15 protein-coding genes are annotated in these 15,991 nt (G+C 40.9%); 5 read left to right on the forward strand and 10 right to left on the reverse strand.

What is annotated here, in order from left to right:
- The first annotated feature begins 56 nt into the window (after positions 1-56).
- Together NST01_RS13375 and NST01_RS13380 are read left to right on the forward strand one after the other, a co-directional pair.
- Complete coding sequence (locus tag NST01_RS13375) at positions 57-818, forward strand: ABC transporter ATP-binding protein (RefSeq protein ID WP_017358290.1); 762 nt, start codon at positions 57-59, stop codon at positions 816-818.
- Positions 808-2,775, forward strand: a complete 1,968-nt coding sequence (locus NST01_RS13380) for an ABC transporter permease (protein WP_265785093.1) — start codon at positions 808-810, stop codon at positions 2,773-2,775. The genes NST01_RS13375 and NST01_RS13380 overlap by 11 nt, the downstream gene beginning before the upstream one ends.
- Before the next feature lie 39 nt (positions 2,776-2,814).
- On the opposite strand, the gene NST01_RS13385 is transcribed toward NST01_RS13380, so the two are convergent.
- Positions 2,815-4,167 (reverse strand): amidohydrolase family protein, encoded by a 1,353-nt coding sequence (locus tag NST01_RS13385; protein WP_039964107.1) that lies wholly within the window; start codon positions 4,165-4,167, stop codon positions 2,815-2,817.
- A 105-nt stretch (positions 4,168-4,272) separates the two neighbouring features.
- Positions 4,273-4,860, reverse strand: a complete 588-nt coding sequence (locus NST01_RS13390) for an NAD(P)H-dependent oxidoreductase (RefSeq protein WP_017358293.1) — start codon at positions 4,858-4,860, stop codon at positions 4,273-4,275.
- 119 nt (positions 4,861-4,979) lie between these two features.
- Here NST01_RS13390 and NST01_RS13395 point away from each other — a divergent pair, with 119 nt between their 5' ends.
- Positions 4,980-5,411, forward strand: a complete 432-nt coding sequence (locus tag NST01_RS13395; RefSeq protein ID WP_046526494.1) for a MarR family winged helix-turn-helix transcriptional regulator — start codon at positions 4,980-4,982, stop codon at positions 5,409-5,411.
- A gap of 52 nt (positions 5,412-5,463) precedes the next feature.
- On the opposite strand, the gene NST01_RS13400 is transcribed toward NST01_RS13395, so the two are convergent.
- The 7 genes from NST01_RS13400 to NST01_RS13430 form a co-directional block, all read right to left on the reverse strand.
- Positions 5,464-5,640, reverse strand: a complete 177-nt coding sequence (locus NST01_RS13400; RefSeq protein ID WP_008343101.1) for a hypothetical protein — start codon at positions 5,638-5,640, stop codon at positions 5,464-5,466.
- Between the two features lie 33 nt (positions 5,641-5,673).
- Complete coding sequence (locus tag NST01_RS13405) at positions 5,674-5,853, reverse strand: hypothetical protein (RefSeq protein WP_008343099.1); 180 nt, start codon at positions 5,851-5,853, stop codon at positions 5,674-5,676.
- A gap of 30 nt (positions 5,854-5,883) precedes the next feature.
- Positions 5,884-6,498, reverse strand: a complete 615-nt coding sequence (locus NST01_RS13410) for a LysE/ArgO family amino acid transporter (RefSeq protein WP_098680632.1) — start codon at positions 6,496-6,498, stop codon at positions 5,884-5,886.
- Positions 6,499-6,634: 136 nt separating this feature from the next.
- Positions 6,635-8,215 carry an acyl-CoA synthetase MbcS gene (mbcS, locus tag NST01_RS13415; protein ID WP_268390294.1) on the reverse strand — a complete coding sequence of 527 codons (1,581 nt, stop codon included), beginning with the start codon at positions 8,213-8,215 and terminating at the stop codon, positions 6,635-6,637.
- Positions 8,216-8,440: 225 nt separating this feature from the next.
- Positions 8,441-8,653 (reverse strand): alpha/beta-type small acid-soluble spore protein, encoded by a 213-nt coding sequence (locus tag NST01_RS13420; protein ID WP_003216385.1) that lies wholly within the window; start codon positions 8,651-8,653, stop codon positions 8,441-8,443.
- Positions 8,654-8,742: 89 nt separating this feature from the next.
- Positions 8,743-9,948: a tRNA uracil 4-sulfurtransferase ThiI gene (gene thiI, locus NST01_RS13425; protein ID WP_241511361.1), complete on the reverse strand. Its 1,206-nt coding sequence runs from the start codon at positions 9,946-9,948 to the stop codon at positions 8,743-8,745.
- Positions 9,949-9,952: 4 nt separating this feature from the next.
- Positions 9,953-11,095, reverse strand: a complete 1,143-nt coding sequence (locus NST01_RS13430) for a cysteine desulfurase family protein (protein WP_202734286.1) — start codon at positions 11,093-11,095, stop codon at positions 9,953-9,955.
- A gap of 202 nt (positions 11,096-11,297) precedes the next feature.
- Here NST01_RS13430 and brnQ (NST01_RS13435) point away from each other — a divergent pair, with 202 nt between their 5' ends.
- Both brnQ (NST01_RS13435) and brnQ (NST01_RS13440) read left to right on the forward strand, forming a co-directional pair.
- Complete coding sequence (brnQ, locus tag NST01_RS13435; RefSeq protein ID WP_057079202.1) at positions 11,298-12,641, forward strand: branched-chain amino acid transport system II carrier protein; 1,344 nt, start codon at positions 11,298-11,300, stop codon at positions 12,639-12,641.
- A 209-nt stretch (positions 12,642-12,850) separates the two neighbouring features.
- Positions 12,851-14,194: a branched-chain amino acid transport system II carrier protein gene (gene brnQ / locus NST01_RS13440; RefSeq protein ID WP_341041998.1), complete on the forward strand. Its 1,344-nt coding sequence runs from the start codon at positions 12,851-12,853 to the stop codon at positions 14,192-14,194.
- Positions 14,195-14,234: 40 nt separating this feature from the next.
- On the opposite strand, the gene ezrA is transcribed toward brnQ (NST01_RS13440), so the two are convergent.
- On the reverse strand, positions 14,235-15,938 hold the full coding sequence (ezrA, locus tag NST01_RS13445; protein ID WP_007501773.1) for a septation ring formation regulator EzrA: 1,704 nt from the start codon (positions 15,936-15,938) through the stop codon (positions 14,235-14,237).
- Between the last annotated feature and the right edge of the window lie 53 nt (positions 15,939-15,991).

Consider the following 15,991-nt stretch of genomic DNA (forward strand, 5'->3'; position numbering starts at 1 on the left):
TGATCGGCTTCTTTTTATACTAGAGATATCAATTAAATAAAAAAGGGGTTCGACAGATGAACATTTTAGAAGCTCGCAAGTTATATAAAAGCTATGGAAATAAATTCAATAAACAAGAGGTGCTGAAAGGCATTGATTTGACGATAGAAGCTGGAGAATTTGTCAGCATCATGGGGCCATCAGGCTCGGGGAAAACGACCCTTTTGAACGTATTGTCATCGATTGATCATGTGTCCAGCGGATCGATTCGGATCGCAGATGCAGATATGACGCAAATGAAAGATCAGCAGCTCGCTGAATTTAGAAAGAAACAGCTTGGCTTTGTTTTTCAGGATTACAACTTACTTGATACACTCACGGTTAAAGAGAACATCCTCTTGCCATTATCCATCTCCAAAACGCCTAAAAAAGAAGCTTTTGAACGCTTTCAACAGCTTGCAGAGGATATGGGGATTTATGAACTAAGAGACAAATATCCAAATGAACTGTCTGGTGGACAAAAGCAACGGACATCTGCAGTACGTGCCTTTATTCATGAACCAAGCCTCATTTTTGCTGATGAACCAACTGGAGCACTTGATTCCAAATCTGCTTCTGACTTACTGAACAAGCTGCAAGAATTCAATCACAAGCGCAAAGCAACCATTGTCATGGTGACGCATGACCCTGTTGCAGCCAGTTATTCAAGACGAGTGATTTTTATCAAAGATGGACAGATCTATACACAATTGAATAAAGGCGCTCTAGAGAGAAAGATGTTTTTCGAGGATATTATGAAAACGCAAGGTGTTTTAGGCGGTGTGAAGCATGAACATTAATCAGCTCGTCTTCCGCAATCTGAAGAAAAACTTAAAAAATTACTATTTATACGTGTTTGCACTTGTATTTAGTGTGGCGCTCTACTTTTCTTTTGTCACCTTGCAGTACTCACCAGCACTTGATGATGTAAAGGGGTCCATTAAGGGCGGTGCGTCGATTAAAGCCGCTTCAGTACTACTCATTGCCATTGTTGGAATCTTCCTGTTATATGCGAACAGCATTTTTATTAAACGAAGAGGGAGAGAAATAGGTCTCCTGCAGCTCATTGGCATGACGAAACAAAAAATTTCCAAACTACTCAATGCAGAAAACTTTATCCTATATGTGGTCTCCATGGCTATTGGTATCATAGCTGGATTTATCGGTTCAAAACTCATGCTGATGGTGCTATTTAAAGTAACCGGCGTGAACGCCATCGCCAACCTGCATTTTTCAGGCATGGCCCTTTTGCAGACACTGATCGTCTTTTTCGTCATCTATGGATTAATTATGTTAAGAAATCGATGGTTTATTAATAGACAGACGATTTTATCTTTATTTAGAACCACGTCTTCTACAGAACAGCGTGTGAAAAAAATCTCTGTGTTTGAAATCATCATTGGGGTTCTAGGCATTGCATTCATCAGCTCAGGCTATTATATTTCTTCTCAGCTTTTTACCGGCACATATACGTCCATGCTTGCGTTACTTTTAGCGATGATTTATATTCTAGCCTCTGTCATTATCGGTACCTTTCTTTTCTATAAAGGCTCTGTTTCGTTCATTGCCAATATCGTACGCAAACGAAAAAATGGCTATCTCGCCATTCATGAAGTCCTGTCTCTGTCATCTATTATGTTCCGGTTAAAATCAAACGCACTGCTTTTAACGATTATTACAACGGTATCTGCGCTTGCCATCGGGTTGTTATCTTTAAGCTACATTTCCTATTACTCAGCAGAAAAAACCGCTGAACAACAGATCCCTTCACATTTCGTCATGGGATCTGAGAAAGAAGCCAACACCTTCACTCGTGCACTTTCTGACAAACATATTGCTTATGATCTAAAGCAGGTCAAAGTGATTCGAGCAAAATTTGATGCAAAAAAACTCATGGATATGGATGCAGAGTTAAAAAATATGAATAATGAACCCGGCATACTGACACTGCCTGTGATTAGTGAGAAAAACGCACCAAATATTCATGTGGGGAACAACGAAGTGATTTTAAGCGGCTACAGTGATCTATTAAAGAAATTCATGCCGATTAAAAGCTCAGGCGATGTGAAGCTTCTCATCAAGAAACCGCTCGATTTGAAAGTCTTGGATTTGAAAAAAGATTATCTCATTTCCTATAACTTCACTTTTGGCGGTCTGCCTGTTGCCGTCGTGAGTCAAGATGTTTTTGAGCAGCTAGACCAACAGAAGGATCCTAAGCTACAGCTAGACCAACAGAAATATCTGCAATTTGAGAATAGTCTATATATCGCAGTCAATATAAAAGATAAAAAAAATCTTGAAAAAGCAAATAACGTGTTTAACTCTTTAAAACTAGGTGAAAACAGCATGTCTCAATTGGCTTCAGCTCAGCAGCAAAAGCAAACAATAGGACTGATGATGTTTATAGTCGGATTTTTAGGTCTCAGCTTCCTTGTCACATCAGGCTGTATTTTATACTTTAAGCAGATGAATGAAAGTGAAGAAGAACAAAGCTCTTACACGATCTTGCGTAAGCTTGGTTTTACTGAGAAAGATCTATTAAAAGGTATTCGGCTCAAACAGCTATTTAACTTTGGAATTCCGCTCGTTGTCGGGTTGCTTCACAGCTACTTTGCAGTACAGTCAGGCTGGTTTTTCTTCGGCGGTGAACTGTGGACACCAATGCTCATCGTCATGTCGATTTATACGGTGCTATATTCTATCTTCGGATTCCTATCTGTCCAGTATTACAAAAAAGTCATTAAAGAATCCTTGTAATCTCATCCCCATAGGCAGCTGCCTATGGGGATTGTTTGTTTATGATGGCGTTGATTCAAACTTGTGCGATAAAATATGATCTCTTGCCGCATAAGCTTTTTGTTTGATCTCTTCTAAGTTCACTCCAACTAGCTTCCCATTTTGTTTCACTGCTTTTCCAGCCACATAGACAGAATCAACATTTGAAGGGTGTGCCGTTTGCACAACTGCCCCAGCTGGATCTGTCATCGGAAGAAGATTCATGCTTGTCCGATCGATCAAGATAAAATCAGCTTCTTTTCTAGGTGTGAGCGAGCCGATTTTGTCATCAAGCTTCAAGGCACGAGCCCCGTTTATTGTGGCTGCTTCAAGCATTTGCTGTGCAGACAATCCAAGTTCAGGCCCTGGCATCGTCCCTTCCATCAATAAAGATTGATTTTGAATCGCCCGCTCCGCCTGTAGTCCGAATTTCATTTGGGTAAATAAATCTCCGCCTGTCGCTGTCACCACATCTACACCAAGCGTTGGCAGAACGCCATTTTCAATGGCGAGCCCTGTGACAGGATATCCGTGTCCCATCATCATTTCAATCTCAGGTGTAATCGAGATGGAGCTTCCGCTGTCAGCTAACATCTTCATTTGATCTGCATCAATTGCATTGATATGCACCATATTCAAATCAGGCCCGAGCAGCCCTGCTTGATGAAGCCGCTCAATCGATCGATCCGCCGCTCCCCAATTTCCAAAGCCAATGTGCATACTGCATAATGCATCTAGTGATCTCGCTGTTTCAATTTCAAAGACGGTCGTCTCCCATGAAGAAAATTCAGGTCCACGAATGGCAAGTCCCATCGTCAACAGCTGATCCGATGATTGAAAATGTTTTTGTTTCACGCGGGCTGCGTCTTCCATATTCGTGAGCGTACTCTCTCTGTCCCAATACGCTGCATCTCCAGAGGTACCAAAACCAAAGACCGCTCGAATACCCGCATCTTTTAAACCTCCAATGAGTTCTTCTGTATGATCCATAGAATTGATCATCGTCCAGTCGAAAAACGTGGTCACTCCTGCATCTAATGCCTCTAATGCGCCTAAATAATTAGCAATTCGATCATCTGATGGACGTCTCATCGCCCCATAGTTGCCATAATAAATTTTGCTCAAATACGTTTGCAAAGACCAATCTGTTCCGATCCCCCGTATGACAGACTGCCACACATGACGATGGGTATCCACAAGCCCTGGCATGATGACCATGTCAGACGCATCCACAACATCAGCACCGCTTGCTTCAATCGAAGGTCCGACTTCTACAATATGTGCCCCTTCAATTAATAGATCTCCCTTCTCCAGAAAACCTAAAGATGGATCAAGTGTGATAAGAGCCGCATCTTTAAACAATGTTTTCTTCATCCATATCCCCCTTTTCAGATAAAGAGAATGAGTCACTCACCCTCTCTGTCATTTTAAGACATAACAGGTTCAAATTAGAAGAAAAGTGACTCAAGGAATGTGGTTTTATGAGCTGATATTCCGAAAATAGTTGTATATCCGTTTTAATTTCACGTCATGCTTCCCTTTTGGACTTTCCATCATGCCAAATTCAAAGAACTTCACCGGTTTAATCCCGACATATTGTAAAAGAGCTCGTTTCATTAACACCTTGTGGGCATTCTGCAAAAAGAAGAAAGGGTAGTGGGTCGGTCCTTGCATTGTCGATACACATACAGCCCTCTTTCCTTTTAACAAGCCTTCTGGAAGCAGACCGCCAGTTTGACGGTAAGCAAAATTCGCTGCAAACATGCGATCAATAAAACCAAGCAACATAGCTGGCGGCCTACCCCACCAAATCGGATAAACAAACACGATGTTGTCTGCCCATTTGATTTTCTCTTGATATTCTTGAATCTCAGGGTCCTTATGCATATCACGTCTTTTTTTCTCTTCATTAAAAATAAGTACAGGATCAAATTTGTCTTGGTATAAATCTATGATTCTCACTTCTTGAACGTTTGGATTTTCTTCACTGCCCTTTAGGATTTCTTTAAAAAAAGCACCATTTAAACTATTGTGATGAGGGTGAGTATAAATAATGAGTACATTCATGGCTTATCTCCTTTAGTTATCATTTGATAACAAAAAGCATACACCTATCTTTTTTAGTTGTCAAATGATAATTGTTTTTTGATAATAAATTTGGTATGGTACGTAGGAGGTGAAACAGGATGAAAAACCCACATTTTTTCAAAGAGTTTGTCACATTTGCTTCTACTTTTTCTGAGCTGAAACATGCTATGATGAGCAAGGTCAAACCATCTGATCTAACCACTCTACAATATTTGATTCTGGAGCAGTTAGCCGTCAGTGAGCAGCTAACACCTAGCGAAATCGCCGATTGTCAGCACATGTCTCTTCCGAATGTCAGCAGAGAATTGAAAAAGCTTCACGAAAAACAATTCATTGATAGACAAGAAGATAAAGATGACAAGCGAAAACATGTCATTATGCTGTCTAAAAAAGGCCGTGCGTGTATGGACAAAGCATTTCAACAAATTGAATCCATGCTCATGGACAGCCTTTCTTCCTCTGACCAAAATCAAATGGATGATATCGTACAAGCTCTCCGTCTATTAAATCAAACCATCTTCAAAAAATGATCGAATGAAAAAAGCATGAGCGTATCGCTCATGCAGATCATTTTAGAAAACGTTAGTGAAGAGATGCTAAAAGATACGTGATGAAACCTACTATTGGAATAATCGGGATCATCAGCTTCAATGTTTTATTCGTATTCTTATATAAATTCCACAGCAAAACTGGTACACCAAACGTCAATGTATCAAAGACAGCAAGCACTGCCCCTTTACGCTGTTCTTTATGAGCCATTTGAAAACCTCCACATCCAATAAAATACATTTATTATAGTGTAGCATAGATCCTATTTTGATCATTTTCTCCAGGTAATTGAATCATCAGCATGTCTGATAAAAATGAACGGGGTGTAACTGATGCTTGCCCCGAGACAGTAGACAACAAAAAAGCGCCAGATGTTTTCCATCCAACGCTTTTTCCCATGACATGTTCAGCTCTCATTTTCATGCATCACGTCTCTTTTGCTCTATGTATCCTTTATCCAATAAGCTGATAGGCGATATATAATGCAACCAGCCAGATCATGACCGCAGAGGCTTTATTGATCCGGTTCATCCACTTGCCGTTTGTATCTAGCTTTCCTAACATTTTCCCGAGAAGGACAAGACCCATAAACCATAACCACGAGACAATGATACAGGCTGCGGTAAATGCCAATTTTTCCGCCCCATGATATTGAAGAGAGTTCGTTCCTATCACTCCTATTGTATCGAGAATCGCGTGAGGATTTAAAAGTGAAACGGAACAGGCAAATATGATTTGTTTTCTCACGGGCATCAGGTCCATCTTTTCTTGATTACCTGATGCAGAGCTCGTGTTCCAAACTGACCACCCCATATAAAGTAAAAAGAAAAATCCAATGATAAAAAGACCCATTTGCAAGATAGGAATGGTGAGTACAACAACCGAAACCCCAATGACAGCTAAAGTAATTAAAAGTGTGTCGCAGAGAGCAGCTGTAATGACCACAGGCAGTACGCGATATAATCGAGGCTGAAGGGCTCCTTGCTGAAATACAAATACATTTTGTGCGCCCAAAGGTAAAATAAGACCAAAAGCAAGCACAATCCCATGAATTATCGCAATCGACATTTTCAGAACATTCTCCTTTTCAAGTCATCCTTACACATTTTAACATAAAACATCATGAACGAATTTTACATATTTGATTTGTCCAATAAAAAAAGCGCTGGATGATTTTCCATCCAGACGCTTATTGTTTCTACTGTCATGATGATTTTCGTGCAAGCTCTCTTTCTCTCAGCTCGACACGTCGAATTTTCGCTGACGGAGTTTTTGGTAGCTCGTCAATGAATTCGATTTCTCTTGGATATTTGTACGGTGCTGTTGTATTTTTCACGTGTGTTTGCAGTTCTTTAATCAGCTCATCGCTTTGTGTAGATGCATCACGCAGGACGACGTATGCTTTCACGATTGATCCTCTGATTTCATCTGGACTTGCCACGACCGCACATTCTTTCACTGCTGGGTGTTTAATCAGTGCATCTTCAACTTCAAATGGACCAATTGTATAACCTGAGCTGACAATGATGTCATCCCTGCGGCTTTCAAACCAAAAATACCCGTCTTCATCTTTTTTCGCACGGTCACCGGTGATAAAGTAATCCCCGCGGCGCTGCGCCTTTGTACGCTCTGCATCTTTGTAGTATTCCTTGAATAAAGCCGGCGTTTCAAGATGAACGGCAATGTCACCTATTTCTCCTGGAGCACAGATCTGGCCATTCTCATCAATGATCTCTACTTCATTGCCAGGTGTTGGTTTGCCCATGCTGCCTGGCTTGATGTCCATTCCTTTCAGCACCCCGACTAGCAGCGTGCTTTCTGTTTGCCCGTAACCATCTCGCACTTCGATATCGAAATGTTTTTTGAACGTATCGATGACTTCACGGTTGAGTGGCTCTCCCGCAGAAACAGCACTATGCAATGTTGGTAGCTCGTACTGACTGAGGTCATCCACTTTTGCCATAAATCGATATTCTGTTGGAGTACAGCATAGAACATTGATTTCATTTTTTTGAAGCAGCTCTAAGTACGTATCCGGATTAAACTTTCCTCCATAAACAAAACCTTCTGCTCCGCTTCCTAAAACAGATAAGAGAGGACTCCACACCCATTTTTGCCAGCCTGGTCCTGCTGTTGCCCATACTTTATCCCCTTCATTAATGGAGAGCCATGCTTTGGCCGCTGTACGTAAATGTGCATACGCCCAGCCGTGTGTATGAACAACCCCTTTGGGATTACCTGTTGTGCCTGATGTATAAGAGAGAAACGCCATGTCCGTACGTGTTGTGTCTGCCAATTTCAACTCGCTTGACTGCTCTTCCTTTTGCGCAACAATGTTTGTCCAGCCATGATCATTCTCACCAATTGAGAATGTTTTAAAATCTTTTGGCTGATTAGTTCCTTCAAACGATTGAATGAATGATGCGTAAACAATCGCTCCTTTTGCTTCTGCATGCTCAATTCGGTAATCTATATCTTTAGCGCGAAGCATTTCTGAACAAGGAATTACAACCATTCCTGTTTTTAAAATGGCTAAATAAATGCTGTATGCCTCTAGCATACGAGGCACCATCACAATGATTTTATCGCCTTTTTTAAAGCCTGCATTTAATAGAACATGACCAATTTTATTCGCCTCTTCTACTAATGCTGCATATGTCACATGCGCTTCATGGCCATTCCCGTCCTGCCAGTGCAGGGCGATTTTCTTCTGGTCATGACTGAACGCTTCAATCTCACTGACTAAGTTATATTGTTCTGGTGCAATTAAGTCTTCTCTTTTCATGGTACAGCTCCTTTTAGCCTCTTTCTATGAAACGAATCATGTTTCAATTTACCTATTCTAACACTCATAACTGAAAAATGCTTGAATTAGGACCTACTCCTAGTATTATGCCATAATTTTTTCATTTCGTCTTCTTTTTTAAAAATATTCTAACAATTTATATGTACAAAAAGAAAAGAGCGGGAATGAACCCGCTCATAAGCCATAGCTTTTTAATTGTGTGTCTTAGAAAGATCCGCCACCCATATGTTGTTGAGCGTAAGATACAAGACGCTTAGTGATTTCTCCACCAACTGATCCGTTAGCGCGAGCTGTTGTTTCTGGTCCAAGGTTTACGCCAAATTCTGAAGCGATTTCGTACTTCATTTGGTCGATCGCTTGTGCAGCGCCTGGAACGACTAATTGATTAGAACTGCTTTGTCTGTTTTGTTGAGCCATGTGTTCTCACCTCCTTGTGAATATAGAATGTGTAGAAACACATGACTTCATGCGATTGATTTTATGGTAATTATTATGAAATTTTTTATTTAGAATAAATCAGCGAATTTGTCAGCTGCTTTCTTTTCATTTGTGACGACGATTGTTTCGATCTGCTCCACTGCCTCGTCAAGCATTGGCTCGAATTCAGCAAAGCTTTCGTAGCGTTCTACTTTTTCAAGTTTTGGTTTTGTTTTTGGAGATGGCGGCGTAAAGATCGTGCAGCAATCCTCAAATGGCTGAATGCTTGTCTCATATGTGCCAATTCGTCTCGCTTCTTCGATAATGTCATTCTTATCCACGGCAATCAGTGGGCGAATGATCGGTGTGTTTGTGACATGATTAATGGCATACATGCTTTCAAGTGTCTGACTTGCCACTTGACCAAGGCTTTCACCTGTAATAATGGCAAGCGCATCACGCTTGGCTCTTATTTTATCTGCAATTTTGAGCATCATTCTTCTCGTTGAAGTCATCGTATAGTTTTCTGGTACTTGTTTGTGAATGAGCTCTTGGATTTTTGTAAAAGGAACGATGTGAAGCTTGACTTCGCCTCCATAGGCAGCTAAGCATTCCGCTAGATCAATGACCTTTTGCTTAGCACGTTCACTTGTATAAGGTGGGCTAAAGAAATGAACAGCTTCAATTTGAATGCCTCGTTTCATTGCCTGATAGCCGGCCACTGGGCTGTCAAAGCCGCCAGAGAGCATCAGCATCGCTCTTCCGCTTGAACCAACTGGCAGTCCGCCTGCACCTTTTACATCTTTAAATGTAATGTACGTCGCGTGTTCTCTTATTTCAATTCGCAAGTGAACATCTGGCTGTTTCACATTAACTGTTAAGTTGTCTGTATTCCTTAGAACATGTCCACCAATTTCTCGGTTCATTTCATTTGAATCAAGCTCAAATTGTTTATAAGAGCGTTTCGTTGAGACCTTAAATGTATTTCCTTGTTCATACACTTCCTGAATCGCTGAGAGTGCCGCTTCTTTGATGGCATCAAGATTTGTCTCACATTTCACAGCCAGGCTAAAGCTTTGAATGCCAAATACACCTTTAAGCTGTTCTGAAATCGGTTCAGGGTCTTCTCCGTTTAGCATGATCGTAATGCGGTCTCTGTCAGATGCATACTTTAATGCTTCAAAGTCTTTCAATACAAACCGGATATGCTGTCTTAGTTTTTCGATAAATTTCTTTCTATTTTTCCCTTTTGTTGAGATCTCACCAAAACGGACTAAAATATGGTCATACTTCATGTTGTTATCTCATTCCTTTTAATTTTTTCACACTTTGTGCGATCGATGTGATGATTTGCGGCGTTAGCTCTGGTCCTTGTCCATATGTCAAACTGATTCTCATGCTGCTTTTGGCTACTTCTTCTGATTTCCCCATCGTCAGCAGGACACGGCTTGGTTCCTTTTTCTTAGCAGAACAAGCAGACGTTGTCGAAACGTAAATGCCTTCTTTTTCGAGCATATGGAGAAGGACTTCGATTTGAATACCAGGCACTGAAAAATTCACAATGTGCGGTGCACTATGCGTCAGCGGTGTGTTTATGACGATGCCTTCTATCTTTCCAAGCTGTTGCTCTAGCTCCGTTTTTAAGGCGATCATCTCATCATGATGCTTGTTTAAATATTCAAATGATTGCTTTATGGCTTTTGCTAAGCTGACAGCTCCAGCAGGGTTCTCAGTCCCTGAGCGAAGGCCAAGTTCTTGCTCTCCTCCTGTGATAAAAGGCGCAAGCACGATCTCTTTCTTTAAAAAGAGGGCACCTGTTCCCTTCAGGCCGTGAATCTTGTGGCCTGACATCGTTAAAAGATCAATATCCATCTTTTTAGGCAGCGGAACCTTGCCAATTCCTTGTACGCCGTCGACATGAAAAATCGCCTCTTTGGCATACTTCCGAATGATGCTGGCCGCTTCCTCTATCGGCTGAATCGCGCCTGTTTCATTGTTTACATGCATGAGACTGACAAGCACTGTATCAGGGCGAAGCACTTCTTTTAAATGCGTCATATCTGCACGGCCATGCTCATTTACTTGAATATAGGAAATATCAAAGCCAAATAATGTTTTCAGCTGTTCAAACGATTCGATGACAGATGGATGCTCAATCGCTGTTGTGACAATATGTCTGCCTCGGTTCATCTTGGCAAGAGCAGCCCCTTTGATGGCAATGTTATTTGCTTCTGTTGCACCTGAAGTAAAAATAATCTCATATTGTGTAAAGCCTGTATAGTGAAGGATTTGTTTTCGCGTTTCACTCAATAGACGGCTCGCATCAATTCCAAGTTGATGCAGCGAAGACGGATTCCCAAAAAAACGCTCACTCACTTGCTGATGCACTTGTAAAACCTCTGGATAAGGCTTTGTTGTGGCACTATTATCAAGATAAATCATATCTTAAACTCCTTACAAAAAAACTTAAAAAATGAATGCATTTATATGTTACCATAATGAAGTCAGACAGAGAATTTTCTGAAAATGGCAGTTGACAACTTTCCATTTTCACTATATCATCCATAGTGCAATTGTCATATAAACACCTAAATTGTCAGAATATTTAAATTTGACACAATACACTGATTGAGGAGGGACTATTTTGAAAAATAGTTTAAGTATAAAAGAGACATTGGCTATTGGGCTAATGCTTTTTGCATTATTCTTTGGTGCAGGAAATATGATTTTCCCACCTGTTCTTGGGCAATATGCAGGTGAAAATGTATGGCTTGCCATCGGCGGATTTCTACTCACAGGCGTAGGTCTTCCGCTATTAGGGGTTATTGCTGTCGCCCTTACAGGTACCGGAGCCAAAGGTCTTGCCGATAAAGCTCACCCTAAATTCGGGACCATCTTCACCGTTATTCTGTATTTATCCATTGGACCATTTTTCGCCATTCCGCGAACTGGTACGGTTTCTTATGAAATTGGATTAGCTCCATTTCTTTCTGAAGGACAGGCTGAATCATGGATTCCATTATTCATCTTTACTCTGGTGTTTTTCACCATTACGTATCTTCTTGCTTTAAACCCTTCAAAGCTGGTTGATCGAATTGGTAAAGTGCTGACACCAATCTTATTAGCGGTTATTGCCATTATTGTGTTTAAAGCCATTGCTACACCGATGGGAATGATCGGTGCGCCTGATGCGACATATAAAGCAAACCCTCTCTTTACTGGGTTTTTAGAAGGTTATAAAACAATGGATGCTCTTGCTTCTATCGTTTTTGGAATCGTGGTCGTAACAGCTGTGAAAGATAGAGGGATCACAGAACGAAAATCACTTGCATCGGCTTGTATAAAAGCTGGTCTTGTTGCAGCAGTGGGACTAGCACTCGTGTATATTTCACTTGCTTATGTTGGTGCTTCAAGCCCTGATGCAACTGGAATGGTCGGAGCAAATGAAGGAGGAAAACTACTTTCACTTTCTGCAAACTTTTTATTCGGTTCTGCTGGTAACATTGTTCTTGGCGCAGCCATTTTATTCGCTTGTCTCACAACAAGTGTTGGACTTGTCTCGTCATGCGGGGAATATTTTTCAAAGCTTTTCCCAGCACTTTCTTATCGTACCGTCGTTCTAATTGTTTCTTTATTTAGCACATTCGTTGCAAACCTCGGACTGGCACAAATCATTTCTCTATCGGTGCCTGTACTCGTAGCGATATATCCACTGGCCATTGTCATTATTTTATTATCGTTCCTTGACCGCTGGATTAACGGCAGACGAGTGATTTATGTCGTATCCTTGATCTTCACTGGATTTTTTGCCATTATTGACGGCTTACTTGCTGCCAAATTCAATCTAGGGGGTTTACCTAACTTCTTAGATTCATTTATTCCATTTTACGATTTAGGCATTGGGTGGGTTGTACCAGCGATCATCGGCGCAGGGATTGGCGTACTCATCTCTATGTTGACTGGCCCGCCTAAACAGCTTGCATCCTAATCATTCTTTAAACATCCTCTTCCAAAGTGAAGGGGATGTTTTTTTATTGTCCTCCATATACTAAAATAGAAAAATTCATGACTTTTGTACGAAAACACATGTTGACATCAGGCGTACATCCTTTATAATTAGTGATTGTTAATGATGAACGGTTACCTAGCAACTAATTAACAGAATATTTCAACATAATAATGGAGGCTTTAAATGCAATGAAGGCAACTTTGTCGACGAAAGATACGGTTATCATAGGTTTTATGCTGTTTGCTCTATTCTTCGGCGCCGGTAATATGATTTATCCACCAGAGCTTGGGCAATATGCTGGGCAAAATGTGTGGAAAGCAATGGGCGGATTTTTATTAACAGGTGTCGGTTTACCTCTTCTAGGGATTATTGCAATCGCTTTGACAGGTCGAGATGCGAAAGGATTAGCTGATAAAGCTCACCCAGCTTTTGGAACAGCGTTTACCGTCATTTTATATTTATCTATCGGGCCACTTTTCGCTATTCCTCGTACAGGAACGGTTTCATATGAAATTGGTGCACTACCCTTTTTAGCTGGTGTACCAGCTTGGCTCTCACTTCTTTTATTTACACTGGCCTTTTTTGGTATTACGTATTATCTTGCGCTAAATCCAACGAAAATCGTGGATCGTGTAGGAAAAGTGTTAACACCGATTAAATTTACGATCATTTTGATTATTATCGTCAAAGCCATTTTGACACCGATGGGCGTCATTGGCACACCTGATGTGTCCTATAGCAATGGATCATTTTTCAAAGGGTTTTTAGAAGGCTATAAAACCATGGATGCTCTTGCATCTATTGTGTTTGGGGTTGTTGTCATCAACGCCATTAAAGGACGTGGTATAACAAGTAAAAAGGCACTCACTTCTGCTTGTATCAAAGCAGGTCTAATTGCAGCTTGCGGATTAACATTTGTTTATCTATCACTTGCTTATTTAGGTGCTTCAAGTACACACGCCATTGGTTTTGTTGGAGATGGTAGTAAAATCTTGGCTCAGTCCTCGCAATTTCTTTTTGGCAGTTTAGGTAATATTGTGTTAGGCGCGGCGATTACGGTTGCCTGTTTAACCACAAGTATCGGTCTCGTGACATCGTGCGGAGAGTATTTCTCAAATTTATTACCTAAACTTTCTTATAAAATGGTCGTTACACTCGTCACATTATTCAGTTTTATCATTTCAAATTTTGGACTTGCTCATATTATCGCTTTTTCAGTACCTGTGTTAACTGCGATTTACCCGTTAGCAATTGTGATTATCGTTTTATCACTTGCTGACAAATGGCTTGGTCATAGAAGACCTGTGTATGTCCTTACTTTGATTTTAACTGGCTGCGTCAGTCTGTTTGACGGTTTAGCAGCGGCTAAACTGCCTATCGGTCCTGTGAAAGATCTCTTTCAAACGATCTTGCCGCTATATGACCTTGGCATTGGCTGGATTGTACCTGCCATACTCGGAATCGTGATTGGATTTGTTATCTCTCTATTCACTTCTTCTGCTTCAGAAGAACGCCAAAAGCAAGCTTCATAACATGGAAAAAGCTGAAGTCCTAAAATGGACTTCAGCTTTTTTATTGATGCTGATATTCTTTTTCTTGCTGAGTTAAAAGCTTCTGGACGGCTCCAGGTGATGCTTTTTCGACAGCAGCTGCTGCCACTTCAAATGAATCGTTATAATCATAGGCATAAAATCTTCGTTCTGCCTCTTTTAATTGCTCTGAAAGAATGTGGTTTTGACTTCTAAACCGGTTGCCGTATTGTATAATCCGTTCAATTTGATCCACTTTACGAAGCATGTCATGTGTTTCATCAACCACATGTCTGACTGTTTCAGAGGCTTCTTTTAATTGCTGGTTCACTGCTGGCATATTCAGCGGCAAATTCTCTAGCTGCTCCTGCACTTGCTGAATCATCTCCTGCGCTTTTTCAGCACGATCTTTGATGTCAGCAGGTACACCTGGAATGTTGCTTTTGTGCAGCTGGCGCACTGTATCTGTCAACATGGTTTTAAGTTCAGCCAATGTTTCTCTTGCCTGTAATTCTTCTTTTCGTAACGATTGAAGGTGATCTTTAAACGCTTCATGAAGTGTTTTGGCATCCTCAATAAAGGTCTCAAGCTGATTGATTTCATCCATTAATAATGTGTATGCGACATGGTCACGATCAAGCTTCTCTCGTATTTGCTTCATAAGCTTTTCAATTTCTTCTAATCGTTTTTCGAATGCTTTCTGCTGATCCAGCTCTCCTGCTGTCAGCTTGTAGCTTTCTTTCACAAGAGCCGTTTCTGCCTTTGTCTGCGTGTGGTCTTGTTCAAGTTTTTCAAATGCTTCGGTCAGCTCAGGCATTTTGCTCTTGATTTCCTGACCTGCTTCTACTTCTGCTTCTAACTGATCATACAGCGTCTGAATCGCATCATCAATCATTTGCAGAATGCTTGATGCTTCATCTAAGTTGAGTTCATCAATCAGCAGCTTCTCCGCACGGGTCAGCTGTTTATTCAAGTTCTCCAGCTCTTTTGTGATCTGGATGTGCTCTAGCTTGTAGCCTTTGTCTGTCATTTCTTTATAACCGTCTTTCAGCTTCGTCAGCTGACCTGGCACAGTTTGTTTACAGTCTGCGATGAGCTTCGGTACATCATTGATATATAATTGCAGCTGATCGAGTCTGCGGTCTTGCTCAAGCAAAATTTTCCTTGCTGTCATGTAGTTTCCGTTTTCTGTCTCTTCTTCATACTGCTTGATCCCTTCCCAGGCCTCGTCCAAGTCCTGCTCCATTTTGTCATAAAGGGTGCCATATAAATGGCTGTAAGCAAGTAGATTTTTTCGTACCGTTTGATATTGCTCTTTGACCTTCTCGATGTCTTTTCGGTTTTGCTCTTCACTTGTGACAAGGTCTGCAATCTCTTTTAAAATGTCTTCGATGTTTGAATCAGCAGCGGTGAGCAGATCTCCTATATGTGCAAGAACTTGCTTTGCTTTGGAGAATCGATATTTATCAGAATACTCCTCTGCATCATATAATAGCTCCTCTACCTTTGGAAGATGGGCTGTGACGATATCGTCCCACTCTGCACGCCATCTTTCAAAAAACTGCTCTGTTTCTCCGGTCATTTTTAAATGTTTGATTTTTGAAATTTCTTCTACAATTGATCTGTTTAAAATTTCAATTTTCCATGCTTCCAATCGGTCAATCTCTTTATATATATTTTTTCTGAGGAAATAACCGACTGAAAACAAAGCAAGCAAAATGACAATTAAACCGATGATAAACTCCATAATGAGCCCCCTTGTTGTGATCTAAGTGATGTCAGGGTAGTGTCCCGAGTAGA

The sequence above is a fragment of the Bacillus sp. FSL R7-0166 genome (assembly GCF_038008935.1).
GTDB lineage: Bacteria > Bacillota > Bacilli > Bacillales > Bacillaceae > Bacillus > Bacillus altitudinis.

What these genes read in the sequence shown, in the direction of transcription:
- NST01_RS13375 (WP_017358290.1), top strand. Translation starts at nt 57, where the DNA reads ATGAACATTTTAGAAGCTCGCAAGTTATATAAAAGCTATGGAAATAAA.
- NST01_RS13380 (WP_265785093.1), top strand. Translation starts at nt 808, where the DNA reads ATGAACATTAATCAGCTCGTCTTCCGCAATCTGAAGAAAAACTTAAAA.
- NST01_RS13385 (WP_039964107.1), bottom strand. Translation starts at nt 4,167, where the DNA reads ATGAAGAAAACATTGTTTAAAGATGCGGCTCTTATCACACTTGATCCA.
- NST01_RS13390 (WP_017358293.1), bottom strand. Translation starts at nt 4,860, where the DNA reads ATGAATGTACTCATTATTTATACTCACCCTCATCACAATAGTTTAAAT.
- NST01_RS13395 (WP_046526494.1), top strand. Translation starts at nt 4,980, where the DNA reads ATGAAAAACCCACATTTTTTCAAAGAGTTTGTCACATTTGCTTCTACT.
- NST01_RS13400 (WP_008343101.1), bottom strand. Translation starts at nt 5,640, where the DNA reads ATGGCTCATAAAGAACAGCGTAAAGGGGCAGTGCTTGCTGTCTTTGAT.
- NST01_RS13405 (WP_008343099.1), bottom strand. Translation starts at nt 5,853, where the DNA reads ATGAAAATGAGAGCTGAACATGTCATGGGAAAAAGCGTTGGATGGAAA.
- NST01_RS13410 (WP_098680632.1), bottom strand. Translation starts at nt 6,498, where the DNA reads ATGTCGATTGCGATAATTCATGGGATTGTGCTTGCTTTTGGTCTTATT.
- mbcS (WP_268390294.1), bottom strand. Translation starts at nt 8,215, where the DNA reads ATGAAAAGAGAAGACTTAATTGCACCAGAACAATATAACTTAGTCAGT.
- NST01_RS13420 (WP_003216385.1), bottom strand. Translation starts at nt 8,653, where the DNA reads ATGGCTCAACAAAACAGACAAAGCAGTTCTAATCAATTAGTCGTTCCA.
- thiI (WP_241511361.1), bottom strand. Translation starts at nt 9,948, where the DNA reads ATGAAGTATGACCATATTTTAGTCCGTTTTGGTGAGATCTCAACAAAA.
- NST01_RS13430 (WP_202734286.1), bottom strand. Translation starts at nt 11,095, where the DNA reads ATGATTTATCTTGATAATAGTGCCACAACAAAGCCTTATCCAGAGGTT.
- brnQ (WP_341041998.1), top strand. Translation starts at nt 12,851, where the DNA reads ATGAAGGCAACTTTGTCGACGAAAGATACGGTTATCATAGGTTTTATG.
- ezrA (WP_007501773.1), bottom strand. Translation starts at nt 15,938, where the DNA reads ATGGAGTTTATCATCGGTTTAATTGTCATTTTGCTTGCTTTGTTTTCA.